At 62.5% G+C, this 23652-nt stretch carries 19 protein-coding genes; 9 read left to right on the forward strand and 10 right to left on the reverse strand.

Features of this window, described 5'->3' with window-relative positions; all coding sequences use genetic code 11:
• Positions 1-84 precede the first annotated feature (84 nt).
• The 3 genes from F6X40_RS21930 to F6X40_RS21940 are packed head-to-tail and all read left to right on the forward strand — an operon-like array spanning position 85 to position 4801.
• Positions 85-3036 (forward strand): molybdopterin-dependent oxidoreductase, encoded by a 2952-nt coding sequence (locus tag F6X40_RS21930; RefSeq protein ID WP_187629202.1) that lies wholly within the window; start codon positions 85-87, stop codon positions 3034-3036.
• Positions 3037-3057: 21 nt separating this feature from the next.
• Positions 3058-3828, forward strand: a complete 771-nt coding sequence (locus F6X40_RS21935) for a 4Fe-4S dicluster domain-containing protein (protein WP_184049921.1) — start codon at positions 3058-3060, stop codon at positions 3826-3828.
• Positions 3829-3847: 19 nt separating this feature from the next.
• On the forward strand, positions 3848-4801 hold the full coding sequence (locus F6X40_RS21940) for a dimethyl sulfoxide reductase anchor subunit family protein (RefSeq protein ID WP_184069301.1): 954 nt from the start codon (positions 3848-3850) through the stop codon (positions 4799-4801).
• 57 nt (positions 4802-4858) lie between these two features.
• Here F6X40_RS21940 and F6X40_RS21945 read toward each other — a convergent pair whose 3' ends face one another.
• Complete coding sequence (locus tag F6X40_RS21945) at positions 4859-7444, reverse strand: adenosylcobalamin-dependent ribonucleoside-diphosphate reductase (protein ID WP_187629203.1); 2586 nt, start codon at positions 7442-7444, stop codon at positions 4859-4861.
• 283 nt (positions 7445-7727) lie between these two features.
• Positions 7728-8015, reverse strand: coding sequence for a DUF3331 domain-containing protein (locus tag F6X40_RS21950; protein ID WP_013091570.1), 288 nt, complete (start codon positions 8013-8015; stop codon positions 7728-7730).
• Positions 8016-8358: 343 nt separating this feature from the next.
• On the opposite strand from F6X40_RS21950, the gene F6X40_RS21955 reads away from it, so the two are divergent.
• Positions 8359-9453 carry an AI-2E family transporter gene (locus F6X40_RS21955; protein WP_187629204.1) on the forward strand — a complete coding sequence of 365 codons (1095 nt, stop codon included), beginning with the start codon at positions 8359-8361 and terminating at the stop codon, positions 9451-9453.
• Between the two features lie 57 nt (positions 9454-9510).
• Here the strand turns inward: F6X40_RS21955 and F6X40_RS21960 are convergent, their stop codons facing one another.
• Both F6X40_RS21960 and F6X40_RS21965 read right to left on the reverse strand, forming a co-directional pair.
• Complete coding sequence (locus F6X40_RS21960; protein ID WP_187629205.1) at positions 9511-10383, reverse strand: alpha/beta hydrolase; 873 nt, start codon at positions 10381-10383, stop codon at positions 9511-9513.
• Between the two features lie 212 nt (positions 10384-10595).
• Entirely contained in the window at positions 10596-11705 is a 1110-nt protein-coding gene (locus F6X40_RS21965; protein ID WP_187629206.1) for an OpgC domain-containing protein, read from the reverse strand.
• A 526-nt stretch (positions 11706-12231) separates the two neighbouring features.
• Between F6X40_RS21965 and F6X40_RS21970 the strand changes: the two genes are divergently transcribed.
• Positions 12232-13410 carry a porin gene (locus F6X40_RS21970; protein ID WP_187629207.1) on the forward strand — a complete coding sequence of 393 codons (1179 nt, stop codon included), beginning with the start codon at positions 12232-12234 and terminating at the stop codon, positions 13408-13410.
• Positions 13411-13803: 393 nt separating this feature from the next.
• Here the strand turns inward: F6X40_RS21970 and F6X40_RS21975 are convergent, their stop codons facing one another.
• The 3 genes from F6X40_RS21975 to F6X40_RS21985 form a co-directional block, all read right to left on the reverse strand.
• The gene (locus F6X40_RS21975; RefSeq protein ID WP_187629208.1) at positions 13804-14826 is read right to left on the reverse strand and encodes a P63C domain-containing protein; all 1023 of its coding nucleotides are present in this window, start codon (positions 14824-14826) and stop codon (positions 13804-13806) included.
• Between the two features lie 104 nt (positions 14827-14930).
• Positions 14931-15338: an integrase gene (locus F6X40_RS21980; RefSeq protein WP_187629209.1), complete on the reverse strand. Its 408-nt coding sequence runs from the start codon at positions 15336-15338 to the stop codon at positions 14931-14933.
• Positions 15339-15365: 27 nt separating this feature from the next.
• Positions 15366-15560 carry a hypothetical protein gene (locus tag F6X40_RS21985; RefSeq protein ID WP_187629210.1) on the reverse strand — a complete coding sequence of 65 codons (195 nt, stop codon included), beginning with the start codon at positions 15558-15560 and terminating at the stop codon, positions 15366-15368.
• 574 nt (positions 15561-16134) lie between these two features.
• On the opposite strand from F6X40_RS21985, the gene F6X40_RS21990 reads away from it, so the two are divergent.
• From F6X40_RS21990 to F6X40_RS22000, 3 genes are all read left to right on the forward strand, one after another.
• Positions 16135-16656, forward strand: coding sequence for a hypothetical protein (locus F6X40_RS21990; protein ID WP_187629211.1), 522 nt, complete (start codon positions 16135-16137; stop codon positions 16654-16656).
• Positions 16657-16903: 247 nt separating this feature from the next.
• Positions 16904-17929, forward strand: a complete 1026-nt coding sequence (locus F6X40_RS21995; protein WP_187629212.1) for an IS630 family transposase — start codon at positions 16904-16906, stop codon at positions 17927-17929.
• Positions 17930-18209: 280 nt separating this feature from the next.
• On the forward strand, positions 18210-18794 hold the full coding sequence (locus F6X40_RS22000) for an Ltp family lipoprotein (RefSeq protein ID WP_262421504.1): 585 nt from the start codon (positions 18210-18212) through the stop codon (positions 18792-18794).
• Positions 18795-19408: 614 nt separating this feature from the next.
• On the opposite strand, the gene F6X40_RS22005 is transcribed toward F6X40_RS22000, so the two are convergent.
• Positions 19409-19840 (reverse strand): hypothetical protein, encoded by a 432-nt coding sequence (locus F6X40_RS22005; RefSeq protein ID WP_187629213.1) that lies wholly within the window; start codon positions 19838-19840, stop codon positions 19409-19411.
• 17 nt (positions 19841-19857) lie between these two features.
• Positions 19858-20805 carry a hypothetical protein gene (locus tag F6X40_RS22010; RefSeq protein WP_187629214.1) on the reverse strand — a complete coding sequence of 316 codons (948 nt, stop codon included), beginning with the start codon at positions 20803-20805 and terminating at the stop codon, positions 19858-19860.
• 269 nt (positions 20806-21074) lie between these two features.
• Here F6X40_RS22010 and F6X40_RS22015 point away from each other — a divergent pair, with 269 nt between their 5' ends.
• Entirely contained in the window at positions 21075-21443 is a 369-nt protein-coding gene (locus F6X40_RS22015; protein WP_187629215.1) for a hypothetical protein, read from the forward strand.
• A gap of 1081 nt (positions 21444-22524) precedes the next feature.
• On the opposite strand, the gene F6X40_RS22020 is transcribed toward F6X40_RS22015, so the two are convergent.
• On the reverse strand, positions 22525-23424 hold the full coding sequence (locus F6X40_RS22020; protein WP_187629216.1) for an NYN domain-containing protein: 900 nt from the start codon (positions 23422-23424) through the stop codon (positions 22525-22527).
• Positions 23425-23652: the final 228 nt, after the last annotated feature.

Raw genomic sequence — 23652 nt, forward strand, 5'->3', positions numbered from 1 at the left:
AGGTGCGAATACGATGATCGGTATCGTATGAGCAGCGCGTATGACGCGCGCTTCGGCCCACCAGAAGCAGCGACGGAGATGGCCATGGAACACCACGCCCGCACGCAGAACGAACGGCTCGATGTCAAGACCACCACCTGCTACATGTGCGCGTGCCGCTGCGGCATCCGCGTGCATCTGCGCGACGGCGAGGTGCGCTATATCGACGGCAATCCGGAGCATCCGCTCAATCAGGGCGTCATCTGCGCGAAGGGTGCCTCCGGCATCATGAAGCAGTACTCGCCCGCGCGCCTGACGCAGCCTTTGATGCGCAAGGCCGGCGCGCAGCGCGGCAGCGCGCAGTTCGAGCCGGTCTCGTGGGACACCGCGTTCGACGTGCTCGAAAAGCGTCTCGCCGCGATTCGCTCGAGCGATCCGAAGAAGTTCGCGCTGTTCACGGGCCGCGACCAGATGCAGGCGCTGACCGGCCTGTTCGCCAAACAGTTCGGTACGCCGAACTATGCGGCGCACGGCGGCTTTTGCTCGTCGAACATGGCGGCCGGCATGATCTATACGATCGGCGGTTCGTTCTGGGAATTCGGCGGACCGGATCTCGACAGCGCGAAGCTGTTCTTCATGATCGGCACCGCGGAAGATCATCATTCGAATCCGCTGAAGATCGCGATTGCGAAGTTCAAGCGCGCGGGTGGCCGCTTCATCGCGATCAATCCGATCCGCACCGGCTATGCGGCGATCGCGGACGAATGGGTGCCGATCAAGCCCGGCACCGACGGCGCGCTGTTCATGGCGTTCCTGCACGAACTGATCGCCGCCGACGCGTGGGATCACGAGTTCGTGCAGCGCTACACGAACGCGGCGGAGCTGATCGATCTCGACGAAGCGAGCGAAAACTTCGGTTTGTTCGTGCGCGATCCCGAACGGGCCGAAGGCAATCCGCTGTTTCCGCAGAATCATCTGTGGTGGGACCCGGCCACCCAGCGCGCGGTGCCGCATCATGCGAGCGGCGTGAGGCCCGCGCTCGACGGCCGTTACACGCTCGACAACGGCAAGCCGGTAACGCCGTCGTTTGCATTGCTGCGCGAGCGCGTCGCCGAGTGCACGCCCGAATGGGCGGCGGCGATCACCGGCATCGCGGCCGAGACGATCCGGCGGCTCGCCGGCGAGATGATCGAGACGGGCCGCCGGCACCGCATCACGCTGCCGATCCGCTGGACCGACGCGTGGGGCGAAACGCACGAGACGGTCACGGGCAACCCGGTTGCTTTTCATGCGATGCGCGGGCTCGCCGCGCATTCGAACGGCTTTCAGTCGATCCGCGCGCTCGCCGTGCTGATGTCGCTGCTGGGCACGATCGACCGGCCCGGCGGCTTTCGTCACAAGTCGCCGTTCCCGCGCGCGGTGCCGCCATCGGCGAAACCACCGAACGACCCCGCCGCGGTGAAGCCCAATACACCGCTTGCGACGGGTCCGCTAGGCTGGCCCGCCGCACCCGAGGATCTGTTCATCGACGAACACGGCGGCCCGGTGCGCATCGACCGGGCGTTCTCGTGGGAATATCCGCTCGCGGTGCACGGCGTCATGCACAGCGTGATCACCAACGCGTGGCGCGGCGATCCGTATCCCATCGACACGCTGATGATTTTCATGGCCAACATGGCGTGGAATTCGTCGATGAACACGATGAAGGTGCGCGAGATGCTCGCCGACAAACACGCCAACGGCGACTACAAGATTCCGTTTCTCGTCGTGTGCGACGCGTTCCAGTCGGAGATGACCGCGTTCGCCGATCTGATCCTGCCGGACACGACTTACCTCGAACGTTACGACGCGATGTCGATGCTCGACCGGCCGATCTCCGAGTTCGACGGCCCCGTCGATTCGGTGCGTGTACCGGTCGTGCCGCCGACCGGCGAATGCAAGCCGTTCCAGGAAGTGCTGATCGAACTGGCGTCGCGCCTGAGGTTTCCGGCGTTCACCAATGCGGATGGCGGCCGGCGCTTTCGCGACTATCCGGACTTCATCGTCAATCACACCACGTCGCCCGGTTCCGGGGTCGGCTTTCTGATCGGCTGGCGCGGCAAGGATGGCGACAAGGCGCTCGTCGGCGAGCCGAATCCGAATCAATGGGAGCAGTACGCGAAGAACAACTGCGTATTCCATTACCGCTTGCCCGAGACCTTGCAGTACATGCGCAACTGCAACGGACCGTATCTCGACTGGGCGGTCAAAAACGGTTTCCGCAAATTCAGCGAACCGATTCTGATCCAGCTTTACTCGGACGTGATGCAGAAGTTCAGGCTCGCCGCGCAAGGACGCACAAGCGGCCGGCAGCCGCCCGACCATCTGCGCGCGCGCGTCGACAGGTACTTCGATCCGCTGCCGTTCTGGTACGCACCGCTCGAAAGCGCGGCGACGGATCTCGCGCGATTCCCGCTCGCCGCGGTCACCCAGCGGCCGATGGCGATGTATCACTCGTGGGATTCGCAGAACGCGTGGCTGCGGCAGATTCATGGGGAAAATTACCTTTATGTGAATCCGAAAACGGCGAGCGCGAACGGCATCGCCGACGGCAGCTGGATCTACGTCGAATCGCAATGGGGCCGCGTGCGCTGTATGGCGCGCTACAGCGAGACCGTCGAACCGGGCACCGTATGGACGTGGAACGCGATCGGCAAAGCGGCGGGCGCATGGAATCTCGGTCCGGACGCGAACGAATCGCAGCGCGGCTTCCTGCTCAATCACCTGATCACCGACGAGCTGCCGGGCTGCGACGAGGCACCCGCGCGCATGTCGAACTCCGATCCGGTGACGGGCCAGGCCGCCTGGTACGACGTGCGCGTGCGCATCTATCCGGCCGAAGCCGACGCGCGGCACACGCTGCCGCAGTTCGAGGCGATGCCCGAATTACCCGGCGCGGTTGCACAGAAGAGTGTGGTGTCGCGCATCGTCCAGACCTATTTCGCGGGACGCGGAGAATTCGCGGCTCGCCTGCGCGGGACGTTGCGCCGCGCCGAAACTAACGGCGACGACCGCTAAAGCCACGGCAAGGAGCTTGCAATGACCCAGATGGCGCTGGTAATCGATCTGAACGTATGCGTGGGATGCCAGGCGTGCGTGACGAGCTGCAAGGAATGGAACACGTCAGGCGAATCGGGCAGCCTCGCCGATTTCAATCCTTACGACGCGGACCCGTCCGGCACGTTCTTCAACCGCGTGCAGAGTTTCGAAGCGGGCAGCTTCCCCGACACGGAGATGATCCATTTCCCGAAGTCGTGCCTACATTGCGAGGACCCGCCGTGTGTGCCGGTGTGTCCCACGGGCGCGAGCTACAAGCGCAAGGAAGACGGTCTCGTGCTGGTCGATTTCGATCGCTGCATCGGCTGCAAGTATTGCGCCTGGGCGTGCCCGTACGGCGCGCGCGAACTCGACGAAGCGCGCAAGGAGATGACCAAGTGCACGCTGTGCGTCGATCGCATTCATGACGAGCATCTGTCCGAGCGCGATCGCAAGCCGGCCTGCGTGCTCGCCTGTCCGACATCCGCGCGGCTGTTCGGCGATATCCACGATCCGGAGTCGGTAGTGTCGCAAGCGATCCGCGAGCGCGGCGGCTATCAGTTGATGCCGGAGTGGGGCACGCGCCCCGCGAATCACTATTTGCCGCGCGTGCCGATCGCGTCCGCGAGTTGCGGCGGCGACGGGTGCTCGTGCAAATCGTCAGGAACGACCACCGGCGATGCCACGCACACGTCGGGCTCGCCCGACTCGCAGCTCGAGGGGCAGCTCGCGCATGGCGAAGTGCATCTCGCGTCGATCGCGAAGCGCATTTGAACGACAACGAGGCCACACGATGAATCCGGCTTTTTCCGTAGTCTTCCTGACCACGCTGAGCGGCGCGGCGCAGGGGCTGTTGATCGCGCTCGTCGGCGTCGAGAGTGCGGCGTGCCTGGGCGTCGTTGCGCAACCCGCCGCCACCGCGTTCTACGTGAGCGGCGCGGCGCTCGCGGTGCTGCTGGGCGGTCTTGGTCTGATCGCGTCGTTCTTCCATCTGGGCCATCCGGAACGTGCGTGGCGCGCGATCGCGATGTGGCGCACCTCGTGGCTGTCGCGCGAATGCCTGTGCCTGCCGGCGTTTCTGGCGTGCGCGTGCCTGTATGGCGTCGCGCACTGGCTCGGCTCGCCGTGGTCGCTCGCGCTCGGCTGGCTCGGTGTGCTCGCGAGCGCCGCGCTGTTCGTCTGCACCGCGATGATCTATGCGTGCCTGCGCTTTCTGCAGGAGTGGGCGACGCCGCTGACGCTGGTGAACTTCGTGCTGCTCGGCTGCGCATCGGGCTTGACGCTCGCGACCGCACTGAGCGCATGGTTCGCGCCCGCGCTGACGGCGGGACTGGCGGTCTGCGCGTGCCTGCTGACGCTCGCCGGTTGCGCGAGCCGCTACGCGTCGCTCATGCGCAATGCGCGCTTGCGGCCGAAATCGACGGTGCAGAGCGCGACGGGCATCCGCAATCCGAAGCTCGTGCAGGTGTCACGAGGCTTCACCGCCGGTGCGTTCAATTTGCGCGAGTTCTTTCACGGCAAATCGGCGCGGACGTTGCGTGGCGTCAAATGGGGCTTTCTCGTGGGTGCGTTCGTCGTGCCGGTCGTGTTGATCGTGCTGGGCTCGGGGCTGCGTTCGCCTGGCGGGTCGTTCGGCTTGCTGGCCGCGGCTTGTCTCGTGCAGTATGCGGGGCTCGTGGCGGAGCGCTGGTTTTTCTTCGCGGAGGCGAAGCATCCGCAGAATCTTTACTACGCGAGGGTGGGGTGAGGCATAGCCTTCAATGAGCGCGTTCGGCCTGGGTGCCAGCGCGCTCCTCGCCTCACACTACCCGCACGCCCCCACCTCCCCACACGCGGTACAAAAATCGCAGCCGTCCTTGCGAATCACCGCATTCGCGCCACACGAAGCGCATTTGCGTCCGAGCATCGTGTGCAGTCCTTGCGTGCCGTTCGGCTGCAGCAAGGTGTCGGCGCTATCCGCTGGATTCGGACGGATGCCGAAATCGGCGGACAGCGCCATGTCGGTTTTCATGTGCCCGCGCGGCAAACGCGCGAGCATCCGCGACGCGACCTGATTGCCCTCGGCGTCGAGAAAGCCGCGTCGATACAGGATTTGCTGGATCGCGAACGCGAGCGCCGCCACTTCGGAATCGTGCCAGCGCGGCGCGCGATGACCGTCGAGACGCTGCACGTCGCCGAGCCGCACCTGTCCGCGATCCCATGACACCTTGCGCATATCCTGCAGATTGCGCGCAACGAAGCCGCCGCGCGCGGCCAGCGACAGCGAACGCATCGTCGCGGTGATCCACTGCTGCGACTCGTCGCGCTGACCGGTCGGAATGAAGAACTCGATCGGCCGCTCGATCGTCACGTCCTCGCCGCCGAGTCGCCCCGTCACCTCGATGAAGGACGCCGCGACATACAGCGACTTCTTGCCCGCCTGGGTCAGATACTCGACCTTCTCGATGATCGCCGGCAACTCGCCTCTGGGCCGATGATCGATCGCGATACGCAGCGGGTCCTGGTCCGTCTCGGCGAGCGTGTCGTCGGCCTGCGCGGGCGTCACGCTCAGCACCGCGCCGAGCGTGTCGTTGGGGCGATAGGTGGCAAGGCCCTTCAGCCCGCTTTTCCATGCATCGAAGTAGAGGCTTTCGAACGCGTCGAACGGATAGTCGGCTGGCACGTTGACGGTCTTCGAGATCGACGTGTCGACGTATGGCTGGACGGCCGCCATCATGTCGAGATGGTCGCGCGCCGACATCTGCAGCGCGCTGACGAAATAGTCGGGTAGCCGGCTCACGTCGCCGCCGAGCTCGCGATAGAGCCGGTACGCGTAGTCCTCGACGTCGAACGATTCGCGACCGCCGTCGGCCATCACTTTCATGCGCGTATAAGTCCACGAGAACGCCGGCTCGATGCCGTTCGACGCGTTGTCGGCGAACGCGAGGCTCACGGTGCCGGTCGGCGCGATCGACAGCAGGTGGCTGTTGCGAATGCCGTCGCGGCGGATCGCCTGCTGAATGTCATCGGGCAGGCGCGACGCGAACGTGCCGGCTTCCAGATAGCGCGCGGCGTCGAACAGCTCGAACGCGCCGCGCTCCTTCGCGAGCTCGACCGATGCGCGATACGCCTCGTCACGCATCAGCCGCGCGATGCGCACCGCGAAATCGCGGCCTTCCTGCGAGTTGTAGCGCAGGCCCATCATCACGAGCGTATCGCCGAGGCCGGTGAAGCCGACGCCGATGCGCCGCTTCGCGCGCGATTCGTCGTATTGCTGCGGCAGCGGCCACAGCGTGACGTCGAGCACGTCGTCGAGAAAACGCACCTGCGTGCGGGTGCGCCGCGAGAGGCCGTCCCAGTCGAACGACGGCTGGCGGCCCTGCAACTGCGCAAACGGATCGACGACGAAGCGCGTCAGATTGAGCGGTCCCAGGTTGCAGCAGCCGTACGCGGGCAGCGGCTGCTCGCCGCACGGATTGGTCGCGCGGATCGTTTCGACGGCGCGCAGATTGTTGTCCTCGTTCATCCGCGAGATGAACACGATGCCGGGCTCGGCGACGTCGTACGTGGAGCGCATGATGCGGTCCCAGATCGCGCGCGCCGGGTGTTCGCTGTAGACCCACAGGCCGTCTTCGCGCTGCCGCACGTCGCCGGCCGCGCGCAGCGCCGGCGACGGCTCGGCGCGATGGACCAGTTGCCACGGCTCGTCGTTTTCGACCGCGCGCATGAACTCGTCGGTGACGCTGACCGACACGTTGAAGTTGTTCCAGCGTCCCTTCGAATGCTTGGCCTCGATGAATTCGAGCAGGTCAGGGTGGTTGCAGTCGAGCACCGCCATCTGCGCGCCGCGCCGCGAGCCCGCGCTTTCGACGGTACGGCACGACGCGTCGAACACGTCCATGTAGCTGCACGGACCCGAGGCGGCCGAACTCGTGGTGTGAACGCGCGCGCCCTTCGGCCGGATCGCGGAGAAGTTGTAGCCGACGCCGCCGCCGCGCCGCATCGTTTCGGCCGCCTGCAGCAGGGCCACGTAGATGCCGGGCAAGCCCTGTTCATCGACGCCCTGGATCGAATCGCCAACCGGCTGCACGAAACAGTTGATCAGCGTCGCGGCGATGCCGCTGCCCGCCGCGCTCATGATGCGGCCCGCGCCGAGCGCGCCGTGGCGCATGTTGTCGACGAACTGTTCCTCGACCGACGCGCGCAACTCGGGCGGCTCGGCCTCGGCGACGCCGCGCGCGACGCGGCGATATACATCGTCGGCCGATTGCTCGTCGCCTTTCGCATACTTTTCGAGCAGCACGTCGAGAGAGAACTGCTGCGGCGGGATCAGCAAAGCGGGAGGAGCGGAGGAGGCGGGAGGCGTGGAAGCGGCGTTGGCCGCGCGGGTTTGCGGCGTGTCTTCTGCCATGATCGGCCCTCAAACGGCGTCGCGGCGGGCGCGGCGCGGTGGTGGAAGGCGCGCGGCCGGCACCGGATAGCGAGCCGGCGGTCGGGCGGGCGCAACGAGTCCACCTTAACGCACGAGGCGCGGGGCGGCAACCGGCAGCGGGGCCGGCGCGGCGCCGCATCTTGCGATGCCGCGGCCGCCGGGCACGCGCTCGCCAAGGGCACGTGGGCAGTAGGGAGATCGCCCCCGGAACAACGAATTGAAACCCGCGCTTAGTGCGCGGGACTCGGGAACGTTCCGTGCGTCAGGCCGCTTCAAGCAGCGGTTCGAGGATTTCCGCGCAGATCATCGCGGACGCATTCGACGGCGCCGGGCGCTCGGCCGGCTTGAACACAGGGTCACCGCGACGGATCTTGCGGCGCGACACCGCGCAGGTGCCGGAAGAATGCGCCGAGCGACGGCGCCAGCGCTGCTCACCGTAGTGGCAGCGGCCCGGCTCGACCCAGCGGATCACCAGCGTCGTGTCGGAGCTCTCGAGAATTTCGATGCGTACGCCATTGCTACCGTCGAGGGGGATGGACTCCAGGGTCATCATCGGCTCCGTATTGTGGAGTGCCGAATTTAGTCCCACGCGCGCCGGATAGCTATTGTGTCACCGTTGAAACACCGTTCCGGAATTAGCAATAATCAGACTTGACATTAGCGATTCGCCGAAATGACAGGCGTTGCAAGCATTTTTTATGTGATTTTTTAATAATGCCTATTTTTGCAACGCTGTGTTGCCTGTGGCGCGACGAGGAGGGCGGCCGGGAAAGAGGCGGCAACGCTTCCTTTAAGATGTCGAATGTCGGGCGGCGAACTGAGCCGTCAGTGTAGCGGGTTTGAATTTTTCAGGTCGGCTCGCGCGCACACCGTTCAAAAACACAAGAGTTCACATGATTCCACGCCCTCCCGCAGTCCCCCCCAACTCTCCCGAAGCTTCGTCCGTCGCCGCCGAGCGCCTGAAAAAGCAGAAGGCCGCATCGGTCGTGCTCTATATCGGTCTCGCGCTGCTCGCATTGTGGGTGGTGCGCGATTTCATCGTAGTGGTGGCGTGGGCCGGGGTCGTCGCGATCGCGCTGTGGCCGCTGCTGCACAAGGTAGCAGGCAGCCACTGGTTCAAGGGGCGCGCGACCTTGCTCGCGACGGTCTTCACGCTGGTGATCGCCGTGCTCGTGCTGCTGCCGGTCGGGCTCGGCATCGCCCAGGCGCTGCGCGAGGCGCACGAGCTGAACGACTGGTTCCGCAGCGTGCAGGAGAACGGCATCGCGCTGCCGGACTTCATCAACCGTCTGCCGTTCGGCGTGCAGCAGATCACTTCCTGGTGGCAGGCCAATCTTGCTCAGCCGCTGCGCGACTCGGCCGCGATGAAAGGCTTGCACAGCAATACGGTGATGACGCTCGGCCGGCATTTCGGCGCGCGCGCCGCGCATGCGGCAATGGTGTTCGCGTTCATGCTGGTCACGCTGTTCGTGATTTTTCAGGCGGGGCCGCGGCTGTCCGGCTCGCTGCTGAAGGCCGCGCGACGCGGTTTCGGCGATAGCGGCGCGGACCTCGTCGCGCATATGGGTACCGCGGTGCGCGGCACCGTGTCGGGCTTGATCGTGGTCGGCGCCGGCGAAGGCCTGTTGCTTGGCGTCGCCTACTTCGTGACCGGGCTGCCGCATGCGGCGCTGCTCGGCTTCGTCACGGCGATCGCCGCGATGCTGCCGTTCTGCGCGCCGATCGTGTTCGGTCTTGCGGCGCTGTGGCTGCTCGTGCAGGGCTCGATGGTCGCGGCGGCCGGGCTGCTGGTGTTCGGCGCGGTCGTCGTGTTCGTCGCCGAGCACTTCGTGCGGCCGGTGCTGATCGGCAACTCGACGCGCCTGCCGTTTCTGCTCGTGCTGTTCGGCATTCTCGGCGGCGCGGAGACGTTCGGGCTGCTGGGGATTTTCATCGGCCCAGCGTTGATGACGGTGCTGATGGTGCTGTGGACCGATCTCGTGGAGTAGCGCGGGCGTCGAGGGACGCGGGGCTGGGCGGCCGTGCGCCTCGCGTGCCGCGCCGGCTCAAGGGCGCTGATTCGACGGATGCTCCTGCGCCGGCGGCTTCACGCAGCCGAGCGTGTATTTGAGCGCGGCGGGCAACAGCGCGCTCCACACGTCCCACGTGTGGCCGCCGTCGATGATGCGCAGCGCCGCCGGATTGCCCGCGAGCCGCAGATGCGTGTACAGCAGCGACGCGTCGGCCTGGATGTCGAGGTCGTCGTCGCCGGATGCGATGAACATCGGCAGGCGATACGCCTGGCTCATGTAGCGGTCCCACTGCGCCGGATAGTTGAGCTCGTGCCACACGCGCGGATCGAACTGGCGCTCGCCGAACACGCCGACCCGCCGCGCCGCCGACGCGCGCGGCGGCTCGTTCGTATAGATCGCCGGACTGAGCAGCAGCGCGCCGCAAAACATCTCGGGCCGCGTCAGCGCGTAGCGCAGCGCGCCGAAGCCGCCCATCGACACGCCGCCGATCATCCGGCCTCCGCGCTGCGTCGCGACCGCGTAGTGCGTTTCGATCTCGGGCAGCAGATCGTCGAAGAACGCGCTCTCCATCTTTTCCTTGCGGTCGACGTACCAGTCCGTGCCGCCTTGCGGCATCACGATGACGACCGGGGCAATCTCCTTGCGCTCGATCAGCGTGTCCGCGGCGTTCTGCAAATGACCTCGCGTGAGCCAGTCGTTGGCGTCGCCGTTATTGCCGTGCAGCAGGTAGAGCACCGGCAGGCGCGGACCGTCCGCGCGATAGCCGCCCGGCAGGTAGATCGTGTAGTTCCAGTCGCGGCTGAGCGTATCGGAATGGAAGCTGCGGCTCGCGACCGTGCTCGCGAACGCGGGCGCGCCGACGGCGCAGGCAAGCAGTGCGAGGGCGAAACTGAGGAATCGACGCATGTCAGTAGGGAAGGACGGCGGGCGCGGGACTCGCGCGCGGCCGTCATGCTATCAGCATTGGCGCCAGATTTGAGATGGAAAGTGGCGCAGAGAAGGACGGCGCTTTATGCGCGCAAAGTTCTTCGGGCGCCAAGGGTACCTCAAGTGCCCCGAAAATCGCGACGCGTCAGGGACGCGCTCGAAGGGCGCTCGAAACGTAGCCGAAAAGTTCTTCAGCCCGACGTCCGCAGCCGCCCGTCCACGAGCCGCCCGACGACCCGCTTCAGTGGTTCCACGGCCAACGCGACGGCAAACAGCGCGCCGACCGCGGCCGCATCGGCGAGCAGTCCGAGCGGATAGTTCAGGTAACCATCGGTCGCCGCGTAGAGCACCGAGTCGATCACCAGCGAAATCACCGCGCCGGCAATGAAGCACAGCAAACCCTGGCGCCCGATCACGCCGACCCACGGCAGCCGCCGCGCGACCTTCTTCGCCCAGCCGAGCTCGACCAGATTGGCTACGAGCCACGCGATCGCGAGGAAGTTCCCAGCGCGCAGGTAGGACAGGTTCTGCTTGAGGCTCCCGGCAAGTGGCGCATCCAGCAGAACGAGCTTGTAGTACGCGGCGCCCACGACCACCGCGAACGCCAGCACACTGACGAGCCATCCGGATCGATGCGCGCTGGTGCGCTGATACACCGGCTGGCAGCGCGCGAGCACGCCGAGCACGAACATCAGTTGCCACGCGAACGGGTTGAAGTTCCAGTGCATGTCTGGCGCGGCGGGAAGGTACTGGCTGATCGCCGGTGCGCCGGCCCACAGCGCGACGCTGCCGGCGACCAGCAGCCAAGGCCTGCTGCGCGCGAGCGGCAGGATCGCGGGCACCAGCAGCGCGAAGAACGCGTACATCGGCAGCACGGACGCGAGGTACGGCTGGCGGCGTAGCAGCACGATGTCGCGCAGCGCGGCAAGCGGCGTGTCGATCAGGTCGTCGAGATCGGTCGTGGCGAGATTCGGCCCGTCGATGCTGAATGCGGTCAGCACCGCGCTCACCAGCAGCATCAGCCCGGCGGTGACGAGAAACGCGCGATAGATCTCGAACGAGCGGCGCAGGAAGCGGCCGCGCGCGATCGTCTCATTGCGCCGCTCGGCGAGCGTCGCATAGGCGGTGGCGGTCGCGAAGCCGCCGAGGAACACGAATGCTTCGGCGGCATCGCACAGCGCGTACGCATGCAGCGTCACGCGCGACAGAATGCTGCCGCCGATGTGATCGACGACGATGATCAGCAGAACCAGTCCGCGGAAAAAGTCGAGTTCGATCAGGCGGGAAGATGACTTGGCCATTGTTTGCGTCAAAAGCAGCCCCGTGCGACGGCGCGCTGATCCAGCGCGGCGGGCGTCTCACGAGGCTTTTTAATATGGGATTGGGTGCTGCGGCGGTGAGGTGATCCGTGCTGGCGTCGCCAGTGGCCCATCTCGCCACGCTCGACCGGTATCGCACGGCGGCCGTGTCAGCGGGCTGTGAAGTTGACCTTCGCGGTGACGCCGAGTTCCGTTGCATCGCAGCAAAGGCGCAGATTATATTTCTTTTCATGACGATGACGCAGCGAGACCGCAGCAGCGGCTGCTGTTTACCTGAAGCGACGTTACGAAAAAAGAGGCAGCAACGCGCAGTGGAGAATTAGCAACATTCTCGATGCTTGGCGCATCCACTCATGGACGGCCAGACTATGTCGTGTGAGGATTTCCGGAAAAGCGCAGCTATTGGAGCAGTCTTCAGAACTGCTGGAAAAGTGACGAGAACAAAGAGCAAAGAGAACAAAGCGGCCGGATCGAGTTGTCCTATCACTCGCGGTGCAGGGAGATCATCATGAACAAGCAAGTGCTCGCGCTGGCTGTCTCCATTGCTGCGTCTGCCGTTCTTGCCGCGCCTGCCGCCGCGCAAACTAGCGTCACGCTGTACGGCGTGATCGACGAAGGCATCAACTACACGAACAATGTCGGCCACGGCCATGTTTATGAACTCGCCAGCGGTCTTGCGCAGGGAAGCCGCTGGGGCCTGAAGGGTTCCGAAGATCTCGGCGGCGGCCTGAAGGCGATCTTCCAGCTCGAGAATGGTTTCGATCTGAATTCCGGGCGGCTCGGGCAGGGCGGCCGCCTGTTCGGCCGGCAGGCTTTCGTCGGACTCAGTTCAGAGGCGTACGGCACGCTGACGTTCGGCCGGCAATACGACTCGGTCGTCGATTATCTCGCGCAGACCACGGCCAACGGCAATTGGGGCGGCGAGCTGTTCTCGCATCCGTACGACAACGACAACACCGACAACACGTTCCGCCTCGACAACACCGTCAAGTACACGACCCCGTCGATCTCGGGCTTCCAGTTCGGCGGCACCTACAGCTTCAGCAACGACACGAACTTCGCCAACAATCGCGCCTACAGCTTCGGCGGCCAGTACACGTACGGCGGGCTGCTGGTCGCGGCCGCCTATCTGCAGGCCGACAATCCGGGCAACGGCTCGAACGGGGCGATCACCGCGAACGACGCCGGCTTCGTTGCGACGCGCCTGCGCGTGTTCGGCGGCGGCATCACCTATACGTTCGGACCGGCGACGGCGGGCTTCGTCTATAGCAATTCGAACTACCTGGAGCCGACCGCAAACGGCTATCTCGGCATCGAGCCGCTGGTGCCGCTCGTGCCCGTCACACCGCCGGGCGTGCTGCTGAATTCGCTCAAGTATCAGAACTTCGAGATCAACGGCAAATATCAGATTTCGCCGGTGCTGTTCGTCGGCGCGCAGTACGTGTACACGATGGAAACCTACGACGCATCGAACGGCGGCGTGAAGCCGCGCATCCATACGTTCGGCCTGATGGCCGACTACAACCTGTCCAAGCGCACCGACCTCTATCTGCAGGGCGCCTATCAACAGGTCACCGGCGATTCCACGCTATCGATCCTCGATTTCGCATTCATCCCCGGCACGCAATCGCCGTCGTCGACGTCGAAGCAGGTCGTCGTACGCGCGGCGATCCGGCATAAGTTCTAGTTCGCTGCCCTTCAAACGCAGATCGGCCAGCCTTCGGATTTCGAAGGCCGGCCTTTTTTGCGCCCTCCGACGCGACGCATGGCTATTCAAGTTCCCCTCCTGCCTGCCGATAAGTCGAATGTCGACAAGTCTGAACGCGCCGCGGCGAAGCGGTGATGTATGCGTCGTTGGCGTCCCAATACATGTGCCGTCGTAACGCGGAAATACGGCTCGTAACGTCTGTTCAGGGTGTTTGAACTAGCCGAAAACCCTTGCTGGGCTTGGGGTGTTCCGAATTTGTACCGTATTCGTTCGGAACACCTTCGCTAAAGTGCCGACTTCACGAGGAGCGACTCGGTACCTCGCAAGTCGCCGTAAAGGTCTTCAGGCGTTCCGTTCCGCAATTCGCCTAGTTCACAATCCTTCACCGTCATCGCCCATCAATTCGAACGGCAACTGCAAGGTTTCATCATAGGCCGGCGCGACGCGATCGAGCTTTTGCTTAAAGTCAGGCCATTTGTTGCTGAGTTGCATCACGGTCGTCACCTTGGTGATCAATTCCCTAAGCCGAGGATCGCCCACGTCAGGAGTAAGCAATCGGTGGAGTTGATGTTTTGGCCGTCCGTCCGCATTCTTTTTCGCTTTTGCCTTCAGTTCTTGCCAGACGCCAGGAGCAAGCCGTCGATAGACAATATCGTTTGTCAGGTGACCGAAGTATGGCGGGCGCTTGACCGAATCGGGATCAAAGGGCAATCCACGAAGGCGAAACATCTCCTCATAAAACTCCGCAGGAAATTTTTTCACGTACGGTTGAAGTTCCTTGGCGACAAACGCCTCGAGAATTTTCGCCAACGCGTCACGAGCGCGATCCTTTTGATATCCAGTCGCTTCATCTACAAGGGCGATGATGCCGACCCGCGCAAATCCGCGAACCAGGATCTCGCATTGGTCGCCGATTTGCGCCTGACGAGGCGGGAGGGCGCCCCCTTTGCGAGCCGCCAACACACATTCACATATGTCCGCCAAGATTGTTGCCGGATATCCGAGCGCGGGTTTTCCGCCGTGCGGCGGTATGAACTGAATTGGCGATCTGAGCGCCAGCGTTAAGTCATTGTTCGAAAAAGGCTTTAATGCTTCTGACTCAAAAAAAGCCACCGGCCGCGCATCACCGGATCTGGTTGAACCTGAGGACATGCCAATGCCAGCAATCAGGCCACGTTGGGAGAGCACCCGAGTCCCGTCTTCGAGAACGTAGCAGGGGATTTCGACATCCCCGATCCGCAAGGGATGATCGACGGAGCCATGGGTTGCCCTCGGCAGCGTCTTCTTCGCTTCACGCGCCTGAACTGCCTTCGTTGCCCTTTCTCTCCTTTCTTCTGGACTCATCTTTGCCGCCGCTGCCTTCCCGCCTTTTGCTTTTCCCTTTGTTTCGGACATGACGAACCCCAATAGGTACGGTAGTTCGCATTCTATCTATCACACTTAATAAATGAAAGATGTATCTATGAAAATAATGGATTGTTAGATCTTGGCATTTTCACTTACATGCCCACTTTGACGCGGATCGGTTCTGCACCGCGCGAGTCGGCGTAGAGGTCGGCGGACGTCTTGGTGAGGTGACCGAGCAGTGCCTTTGTATCGACGCCGCCCTGTTTCTCGTAGAGCCGCTTCGCAAGACTTCGGATCTCGTGGAAGCTGGGCGCATCGTCCCCCTTGATGCCAGGGAGGTCGCGGGCTTCCGCAAACGCGGTAGTGATCCGATGAGGGCTGACAGGTTGACCGCGCTTTGCCGTGCCAGCGTTGCGGATACGGTGGATCAGGTACCTGCTGACAACGCCTGTGTTGCGGCAGCGTGCAATCAGGTCGCCGAGCGACTTGCCAATGGCTTCAAGACGGAGCGAGGCGGGTATCTCGATCCATACCTTCGTCTTGCTCCGGAGCACCTTCACGCACCCGTCGACCGCGGGCGCGTGCTGCTAGGATGCGCAGGTCGAGCGGTCCTGCCCGGAGACGAGTGCGAGCAGCATCGCGTTTTCCAGCCAGTTAGCAACTTCAGGTGCCTTTGCCTGGACCGCACAGAAGTCGTCGAGCGTGAGGCGGCGGCGCTTCACCTTCGTCTTGACAGGCTCTGTGTTGAGCGCAGGGTTTGCCGTCATCCAACCGAGCGACATACCGCGTCGGCAGACCGAGGATGATGCGCGTTCGTAGTGCCTTGGCCGTAGGCCGCTTGTCGTCCTCGATAAGCGCTTCGAGCATATCCGCGACGTGCTTCGTTGTGAGCTCGGCGGCGATGACATCGCCGATTGCTGACCGGACGTGCGCGTCGAGATACTTCCGGTTCTGAATCGTCATCGGAGCGCCGCCGGCCGGCATCTTGTCCGAACGGTTCTCGCGATGGTGTACGGGGGCTCGTCGCGCTGCGGGTCTGGACGGGCAGCTACAACACGCCAGTCGAGCCAACCGAACTCGCGGGCAACTTCATCGTGCTGTGGCAGGTGTGGATCGTTCGCGGAGACCTGTCGCTGACCTCACATCGGCGTACGTCGACACAACAGAACCCGGAGAATTCATGAACTGGAGTGACCTCGCTCCCACTATTGCAAAAGCAGCGCCGCTGCTCGGCTCGGCGCTCGGCCCGCTCGGCACGATCGCCGGCGGCGCGGTAGGCGCGATTATCTCGTCGGTGACGGGCACGCCGAAGGATGATCCGGAAGCTGCCGCGGCGGCGATCGCCGCGGACCCGCCTTGCTCGAAAAGCTGCGCGAAGCGGAATTCGCCAATCAGGCTCTGCTCGCGTCGTACGCCCTTCAACAGCTGCAAGCCGAACTCGCTGCGCAGACGGCCGCCGATGCACAACTGACGGCGCAGTATCAGGCTGAAGCGACCGACCGCGACAGCGCGCGTCAACTCGCCGCGAAGCAGCCCAAGGACCTCGTGCGACTGTCTATCACGTTTGCGCTTATCGCGGGAGCAGCGGCTCTCGGGTATGCCGTGTTCGGCGGCTCGGCGATGACCCTGCTGAAGGACCCGACGTCAAGCCTGACGGCGGGAACGTTCGTCGGCTACGTGTTCAGCGAACTGAAGCAGTCGCTGGCCTTCTGGTTTGGGACAACGAGTGAGGCTACGGCCCAGATGCGCACGATCACCGGCTTTGCTGTTTCGCCTGGAACGGTGACATCCGATATGGACGTGTCGCCCGCTGCGCCGACGGTGAATGTCGCGGCGACGCCTGCTGTGGGGGGCGCCGACAATTATCGCGGCAGCTGATGCGGGAAGGCGATCGTGAGCCTCAACGATCACACGACGATCCAGAAATCTTCGCGCGGGTCCAATTCGAGGAGTTGGAAATCGAATATCAGGTAGGCAGCGGGGATCGCGGTGCGCCTCGCCGGGAGTTGATCGTCTATAGCTGGGATCGCGCAGCCGAACCAACGCAGTTACTAACCAGTGCGTAAGTAAGCGAACATAAATCGACGCCATGGTCTAAGCTTTAAGGGGTTTAGGGAGAGGCGAGATGCGAGAGGACGACGGCCGGCAGCTTTCACATGCAACGCTGGAAGAGATCCGCATTCGGGCGGTCAAGCGTGTCGAAGCTGGCGAGTCGCCGGAGGACGTGATCCGCACGCTGGGATTCTCAAGAGCGCGTATTTACGAGTGGTTGGCGGCCTGGCGCGAAGGGGGCATCGAGGCGTTACGAGCCAAGGCAATCCCTGGTCGACCGATGAAGCTGCCGTCCGAGGCTATCCGCTTCGTCTATCAGACGGTCACAACGAAGAACCCAATGCAGATGAAGTTTGAGTTTGCATTGTGGACGCGAGACATGGTGCGGGAGTTGATTCGCGATCATTTCAACGTCAGGCTCTCCGAGGTGTCTGTCGGTCGACTGCTGCGCAAGCTCGGGCTTTCACCCCAGCGGCCGCTTGCGCGTGCGTACCAACGCGACCCTGAACTGGTCGAGTCATGGATGCGGAACGAATACCCGGCCATTGTCGGGCAGGCCAAACGCTGCGGGGCACAGATATTCTTCGTCGACGAATCGACGGTGCGATCGGACTATCACAGCGGCACGACCTGGGCACCGGTCGGTCAAACACCGGTAGTCGAAGTCACTGGCGCGCGCTTCAAGGTGAACCTGATCTCAGCGATCAGCCCGCGTGGTCAACTTCGTTTCATGTGTTTCGAAGGCAGCTTCACGATCCCCGTGTACGTCGACTTCGTCAAACGGCTGATGCTCACCGCTAATGCGCCTGTCTTCCTGATTGCCGATGGTCATCCGGTACATCGTTGCAAAGCGATCCGGCAGCTTGCCGCAGAATCAGATGGGCGCCTTTGTCTGTTCTTCCTTCCTGCTTACTCGCCAGATCTGAACCCGGACGAGTTGGTATGGGGTTATCTCAAACATCACAAGATCGGCAAGCTTGCCATCAAAGGTCCGGGGCATCTCAAGCAGCGTGTTCGAGCGGTTCTGCGCTCGCTGCAGAAGATTCCGGCCTTGGTCCGATCCATGTTTCAACATCCGTCAGTCCGCTACGCGGCTTGACCCATGTTCGGTTACTTTGTTTCGGCTTAGTATTTTGACGTGGAAGTCGCCAGCTTCAGCGAGGCGCTGCATCGCCATCTGATGCACTACCACGGTCTGGCGAGCGCCGGCCTAGCGATCTGCCGCGATCACGCAGCAACGAACCCCAACCGCGACGAGCTCGGGTTTTTTTAGTGCCCAGAGCCTCGAAAATTCATTAAAGAATATTTAAAGATTATTGACGTAGCGATTTGAAGTGTTCACCCTTCGCCTTCCTTTAACGAATGAAAGGAGGTGGTTCATGGCGACAGTATTTGCATTGTTGGCCGTCGTATGCTTCTTGATGCTTTTATTCGGTCTAATCTGGCCGCGCAAAGTCTTACACGGAAACGACCGCACGCGGCGAAAAGTCATTATGCTCTATGGATCGCTGTGCGGCGTCATGCTCGTTGCACTTGGTGCGAGTGCGCCGGAAACTAAAACCCAAGGGCACGTAACCGATGAAGCGTCGGCGAGCGAACATCCAAAAGCGCAAGCGCCGGAGGCTCAAACAAAAGACGCACTCCTCAATGATCTGACAGGGCCTCAGAATAATGCCGTTAGATCAGCGAAGCAGTATCTCAGTTTTCAAGGTTTCTCAAGGAACGGACTTATTCACCAACTCTCATCGGCCGCCGGCGATGGTTACATGATTGCCGACGCTACCGTAGCAGTGGACAGCCTGAACATCGATTGGAACCAAGAGGCGGCGAAATCTGCGAAGCAATATCTCGATATGGAGGGCTTCTCGTGCAAAGGCCTCATTCAGCAACTGTCTTCAAGCGCTGGAGACCAATACACTGTGAGCCAAGCAACCTACGGAGCGAAACAGGCAGGCGCTTGCTAAACGCTGACGGAATCGTTGGTGCACTACTGCTGCACGGACTGCTCTCTGAGGGTGACTGAGTAGAAGGCTCCGACCGCGACGGCGTCCAAGGCCTTTTTATTTATCAAGCGCGCCCAACGCCCTTGAACTTCGAGAGTCGAGCGTCGCTGAGGACATGTGGGAAGCCGACCCGCGAGGGTCGGCTTTTCCACTCGTCCGTGCGGCAGCGCGTTACTCGGTTGGTGGCGACTCAGGCTGCTGCGTTACTGTGACGTATTGCTTAAGCTCCGGCTGGTCGATCGCCGGTAATAGGAGCGCAGCTCCGCCGAGTTTCCGTGCGAATTCATCGCTTCTACGTCGGCCAGCGCGGCAATCACTCGCTCGTGTCGGCTTGAAATGAAAAACCCCGGTGGGTTGCGCCGGGGTTAGTGCCAACCGCGCCCCCTCTTGAGGTTGGAGCCGCTGGCTCTGCGGGTTTTTGGCATGCGCACCGGGCACTCACGCAGTAACCCCAGCGTATTTCGGAGTGCTAGTCCGGCGGCACGCCAGCCGCGTTTATGTATCCTATGGCACGGCCAGCGCATTTACGAGTGCGGTTTTCGATATTTGACGTTTAGCGCTGTCCAACGTCAAATTCACGTCTTTAGCGAAAGCGACTCGCAAAGCACGGCCATTTCAGCACCACACGACGGCTCCAGAACAAATAACCAGCAATCTCCAGCCCTCAGTTTCTGGACGTACTCATTCCCCTTCTGCTCATTGATCTCGGCCCCCTTCGAGTCATCGCGACTATCGATCCATTGGACCCACGTCCGAACCTCCGCGAGCGAAAACGCGTACCGCGGCGAGATCAAAAGCCTCGACGCGACATTCTGCCCAGCGAAATCAATCATGCGTTGGCCAATCACGCCGGAAAACCTTAGCACTTCGACTTCACCGCCCACCCGTCGAAAGCGAAGCTCCAAGGTGCGCGCCTCGGGATCGTGGTCAATGCCAATTAGCTCCGCATCGTGAAAGCTTGGAAAGCCCGCAACGTTTCGAATATCGGTGTATCTACCCGCGTCCATACAAGCTCCAGTAAAACTCACGGCAACAGGGAAAAAGGCAGACCAGCGCCGCGCACTCCGCCATCCCAATTGTGCGCGTGAGGAATGCCCTGCCCGTGGTCGTGGTCAAAATCAAAATCGACAACCGCCTTGCCATCGTCCCCATACAAGCGCATCTGTCCGCTACCCGGATTCGTGTACCACGTCCCCGGCTCACCCTTGTTTGGAGTCTTGGCGATGTCGAAGGAACCGTCCGCCGGCATATCAGGCTGATAGTCGAACGGCTGCGCATCGCCGAGCGCAGTTGACGCGCCGCCCTCCGTCAAGCTCGCGGCCATGTCTGGGGCGCCGCCGCTATCGGCATCCAATCCTGAACCGCCCAGCAACGCGCCCGCCGCTTTTTCGACCACGCCAAGCCAGTCAGTTCCGCCGCTCGAACTGGCGGCAGCCGGCACGTATGCCGTGCGATCGATAAGACGTCCGTCCGCACCGAACGGTACTAGCTGGCCGTCGAGAAGCCCGTAGACAGTCGGCTTTGGGTCTGGCATCCGATTCGGCCAACTTTGCGGCCCGTAGGGCCGGGCAACTCGTCGACTGCCCCGCCAGGCTCGGCTGATGGCCGGAACGAGCCGGCCATCGCGTACCGCGTCGCGAAGGATGCGCGCCACGCCGTCGCCGTCGACAGGCGCGCCCAATCCCGAGATGCGCAGGTGCTCGCTGATAAACGCGACGTAGGCCCTGAAGTCACTACAGCCGCGCGCAGCACGGCGGCTGGTGCCCACCCGGAAGTACCGGTCAAAGTCCCGCTGGTCCTGTTCGATCTGTTCCTCGCGCTCCTTGCGCGCTTTCTGGCGCTCCTCATAGGAGAGCTTCCAGCCGCGATCAATATCCTGCACGTCGCGAGCCGGCACGAGCGCGCATTGCCAGTCGCTCGTCAATGGCACATGCAGTGCGTTGTACGAATTGCCCCATTCGGGAAACGACATGCCTCCTCCGCTTCGATCTGAGGCGGGTATACGTAGCACGGAACAGGGGCGGGAAACCGCGCATGACAATCTATGACAATTGCCTGCGGGTATACCTGGAGTCGCGCTCTTAGACCGGGCGTCAGAATCGCACGTCGATAATCGGAGGACATTGTGACCCTGCTGAACAAGCACATCGGTGCGATCGACGCGGCCGAGTTCAAGGTGATGATAGACAACTACGTCTGGCGGCCCGCCGACCGCGCGCCGTTCGATCTGGACTGCGCGCAATGACCCTACCCGGCAATCTCGACGAAGTGGCGCGTGCCGAGCTGCTGTGCTATCTCGTTGCATCGCAGATTATCTGGCGACGGTACACCGACAAATGGATGCCGAGCGATCACCTGATTGATAGTGCACGAATCTGGCTTGACGCGAACGGTGGCGCATGTGACTGGTTAGAGCGGGCCGAGTTGGGTGAGGCGTCCCTCACGCTCGCCTCGATGTTTCACAGCGAGCGCGTGATGCCTACTCAGATTGATTTGGCGAGACTCTTCACCGACGGAGGGCGACTCGATTACCGGAATTCGTCGACGCGAATCCTGCATACCTTATGCGTTGAGCACTTGCGCTCCCGCGCCCATCGGCGCAAGGACTGAGGCTGCGCTCGCGCTGCCTTCTCTCCAGCCACCCAAGTCCGAGCGCATCTCACCGGCCCGCTGAGGCCCACCTTTCGCAGCCGTCACCTGAGACAAAAAACGACGGCTTCCGTAACAAGCACCGTCAGCACGAAGGCAATGAGCGCGACAAACGCGCCAATGTAGGCGACGACCTTTAGGCCACGAGCGAGACTCGACGTACCTCGCGAGACGTCTTCCCGATTGCCCATCGTGCATTAGTCCGGTGCAGTGCATCCATCCTTCAGTCTAGGTGACAAAGCGCGGGCGGCCGCTAGAGCTTTCGCATAGGAGCCGGGACGATGAACCGCGCATAACAATTTGGGCAATTTGCTCAGCGATCGGGTAGGAGGCGGGGTCACCCCCGCCGTCCTCCCACAACACCTTACGTACGGTTCCGTATACGGCGGTTCCTGCCTACTGGGCATACCGCCCCAGCGAGCTTCGTTTCGTTCATCATGTCGCCTGTCGTCCAATAGACGCCGCCACCGCTCTTGGAGCTTCCGGCTCCGCCAGCCTTTGGTGGCAGGCCCCGAGTTGCCTCGGGCATCTGTCCTGTCCGCTCAGAGAGCATGCGCGACTATCCACTCATGACAGGTTCGGCCCTTCACTGCCCTGGTCTCGGCAGCTACTACGGCTTCGGCTAACTCCTGCGGGCCCATCCTGCCGCCTCTCGACGGCAGTAGCACAAGGCAGACCAACAGGCCTCCCAAGGTAAGACGCGCGACCTTCCTGCTTATGCCTGTCGGATCTACGTCGTAGCGTTCCGTGCAAGTATTGGGCTTTTTGACGATTTTGGCCGCCTTACCCCGCTACACCGCCTAATCCGCTTCCTGTTCGTCAGGCCAGCATTTTGCTCTCGGCTTCCTTCAGATTCGCAGTCGCCCGCGACACCCTTGCCTTCAGCTAGCACTTCCCCTTGCCGGGTGTGTAGAGGACTTGCACCTCCAAGTCACCAGCTTGGCCACCACAGCCAAAACCAGTTGCGCTTTCGCGCAACGCGCCATGCCTGGCGCACCAAAAAAAAGCCCGCCGATGCGGCGGGCTGAATCCATATCGCATTTCAGGCAGTAGGTTGCGCTTCAACCTGTAGCCGTACTTCCTGACGAAGCTTCTTGATTTCCTCGCGGACAAGCGTCCGGCCAACCGTATCCCGCGCACGGCCCAGGAGGCGGCCATCGTGGTCCCGCGGAACGCTCCCGGCTACCGCTTGCATTGCGGTTTTCAGTGCACCGGCTTCCGCCGGGGACAGTGTGCCAAGGTACTCGCCGACGACCTTCGAGTAATCGACCGAGGCTGCAACCGTTGCAGCAACATTCGTCTCAATGCTGACGCCCTTGAACGCGTGTGCGAGCGCCGTATCATATTTCGCAGATGCTTTGGCTGGGACGGCCGCTGCAGTCACGGCTTTGGGAGCCGGAACTGGCGCCGCAAGGTTGATCGTCAGGAACTGGCCGACCTCCGCCTTCGTGATCTGTGACGTCGTATCGGCGGCCTCGCGAAGCGTTTGAGAAACGTTGGTCGACTCTATCGACAACAGGTGTACACGTACACCGCGTTCCTGTGCGAGCTCTACGCCGATTCTCAAATCCTCATCTCCGCCGATGAGGATCGCGTCGCAGATCGCGCAATTGCGCGCCAAGTCGGCGAGGTCAGTAACGATACGCGCGTCAACGCCTTTTTGTTCGCCAACGGAGTTGACGATGCCGAGACGGAGCTTGATATTGTCGGTGGAAGCGAGAATCTGCTGGTCCGTCGAGTGACGGCCATTCACTAGGCCGTCGTACCAATAGATCCGAAGCAGTGGGAGTCCACTGATCGACTTCGCCCGTTCTTCGAGCAGGGTCGCCAAAACGGGGGCAGAGAGAGTCATTTCGGTCCGTTTCTTCGCTGCGCCAGTAAGCGCAGCGGAGCCGCCGGCGTACACATGCCCAGCATCAACAAAGACTGCGACTCGATCCATTCTTTTTCTGTCCCCAAAAAGTAAAGGCCCTCACGAATGAGGGCCTGCTAAGTAGCCGCCCCTAACGTAGGAGGTAGAGAGGCGGTAAGGCAAGTATAAGGACAACCATAGTTTTTGCAATAGGCGTTGCCGAAAATTTCGCAGAATCTTTGTTTATTTTCCGTGACTTATGCTCAGTAGCTGAGCATGCCTTGTGTCGAAAGACGTTCGTCGTCCGCGCCAATGGCC

The sequence above is a fragment of the Paraburkholderia sp. UCT31 genome (assembly GCF_014397655.1).
In the GTDB taxonomy this organism is placed as follows: domain Bacteria; phylum Pseudomonadota; class Gammaproteobacteria; order Burkholderiales; family Burkholderiaceae; genus Paraburkholderia; species Paraburkholderia tuberum.

Bases quoted from the DNA above. Each gene is read 5' to 3' on its own strand.
- F6X40_RS21930 (WP_187629202.1), top strand. From the start codon at position 85: ATGGAACACCACGCCCGCACGCAGAACGAACGGCTCGATGTCAAGACC.
- F6X40_RS21935 (WP_184049921.1), top strand. From the start codon at position 3,058: ATGACCCAGATGGCGCTGGTAATCGATCTGAACGTATGCGTGGGATGC.
- F6X40_RS21940 (WP_184069301.1), top strand. From the start codon at position 3,848: ATGAATCCGGCTTTTTCCGTAGTCTTCCTGACCACGCTGAGCGGCGCG.
- F6X40_RS21945 (WP_187629203.1), bottom strand. From the start codon at position 7,444: ATGGCAGAAGACACGCCGCAAACCCGCGCGGCCAACGCCGCTTCCACG.
- F6X40_RS21950 (WP_013091570.1), bottom strand. From the start codon at position 8,015: ATGACCCTGGAGTCCATCCCCCTCGACGGTAGCAATGGCGTACGCATC.
- F6X40_RS21955 (WP_187629204.1), top strand. From the start codon at position 8,359: ATGATTCCACGCCCTCCCGCAGTCCCCCCCAACTCTCCCGAAGCTTCG.
- F6X40_RS21960 (WP_187629205.1), bottom strand. From the start codon at position 10,383: ATGCGTCGATTCCTCAGTTTCGCCCTCGCACTGCTTGCCTGCGCCGTC.
- F6X40_RS21965 (WP_187629206.1), bottom strand. From the start codon at position 11,705: ATGGCCAAGTCATCTTCCCGCCTGATCGAACTCGACTTTTTCCGCGGA.
- F6X40_RS21970 (WP_187629207.1), top strand. From the start codon at position 12,232: ATGAACAAGCAAGTGCTCGCGCTGGCTGTCTCCATTGCTGCGTCTGCC.
- F6X40_RS21975 (WP_187629208.1), bottom strand. From the start codon at position 14,826: ATGTCCGAAACAAAGGGAAAAGCAAAAGGCGGGAAGGCAGCGGCGGCA.
- F6X40_RS21985 (WP_187629210.1), bottom strand. From the start codon at position 15,560: ATGTCGCTCGGTTGGATGACGGCAAACCCTGCGCTCAACACAGAGCCT.
- F6X40_RS21995 (WP_187629212.1), top strand. From the start codon at position 16,904: ATGCGAGAGGACGACGGCCGGCAGCTTTCACATGCAACGCTGGAAGAG.
- F6X40_RS22000 (WP_262421504.1), top strand. From the start codon at position 18,210: ATGGCGACAGTATTTGCATTGTTGGCCGTCGTATGCTTCTTGATGCTT.
- F6X40_RS22005 (WP_187629213.1), bottom strand. From the start codon at position 19,840: ATGGACGCGGGTAGATACACCGATATTCGAAACGTTGCGGGCTTTCCA.
- F6X40_RS22010 (WP_187629214.1), bottom strand. From the start codon at position 20,805: ATGTCGTTTCCCGAATGGGGCAATTCGTACAACGCACTGCATGTGCCA.
- F6X40_RS22015 (WP_187629215.1), top strand. From the start codon at position 21,075: ATGACCCTACCCGGCAATCTCGACGAAGTGGCGCGTGCCGAGCTGCTG.
- F6X40_RS22020 (WP_187629216.1), bottom strand. From the start codon at position 23,424: ATGGATCGAGTCGCAGTCTTTGTTGATGCTGGGCATGTGTACGCCGGC.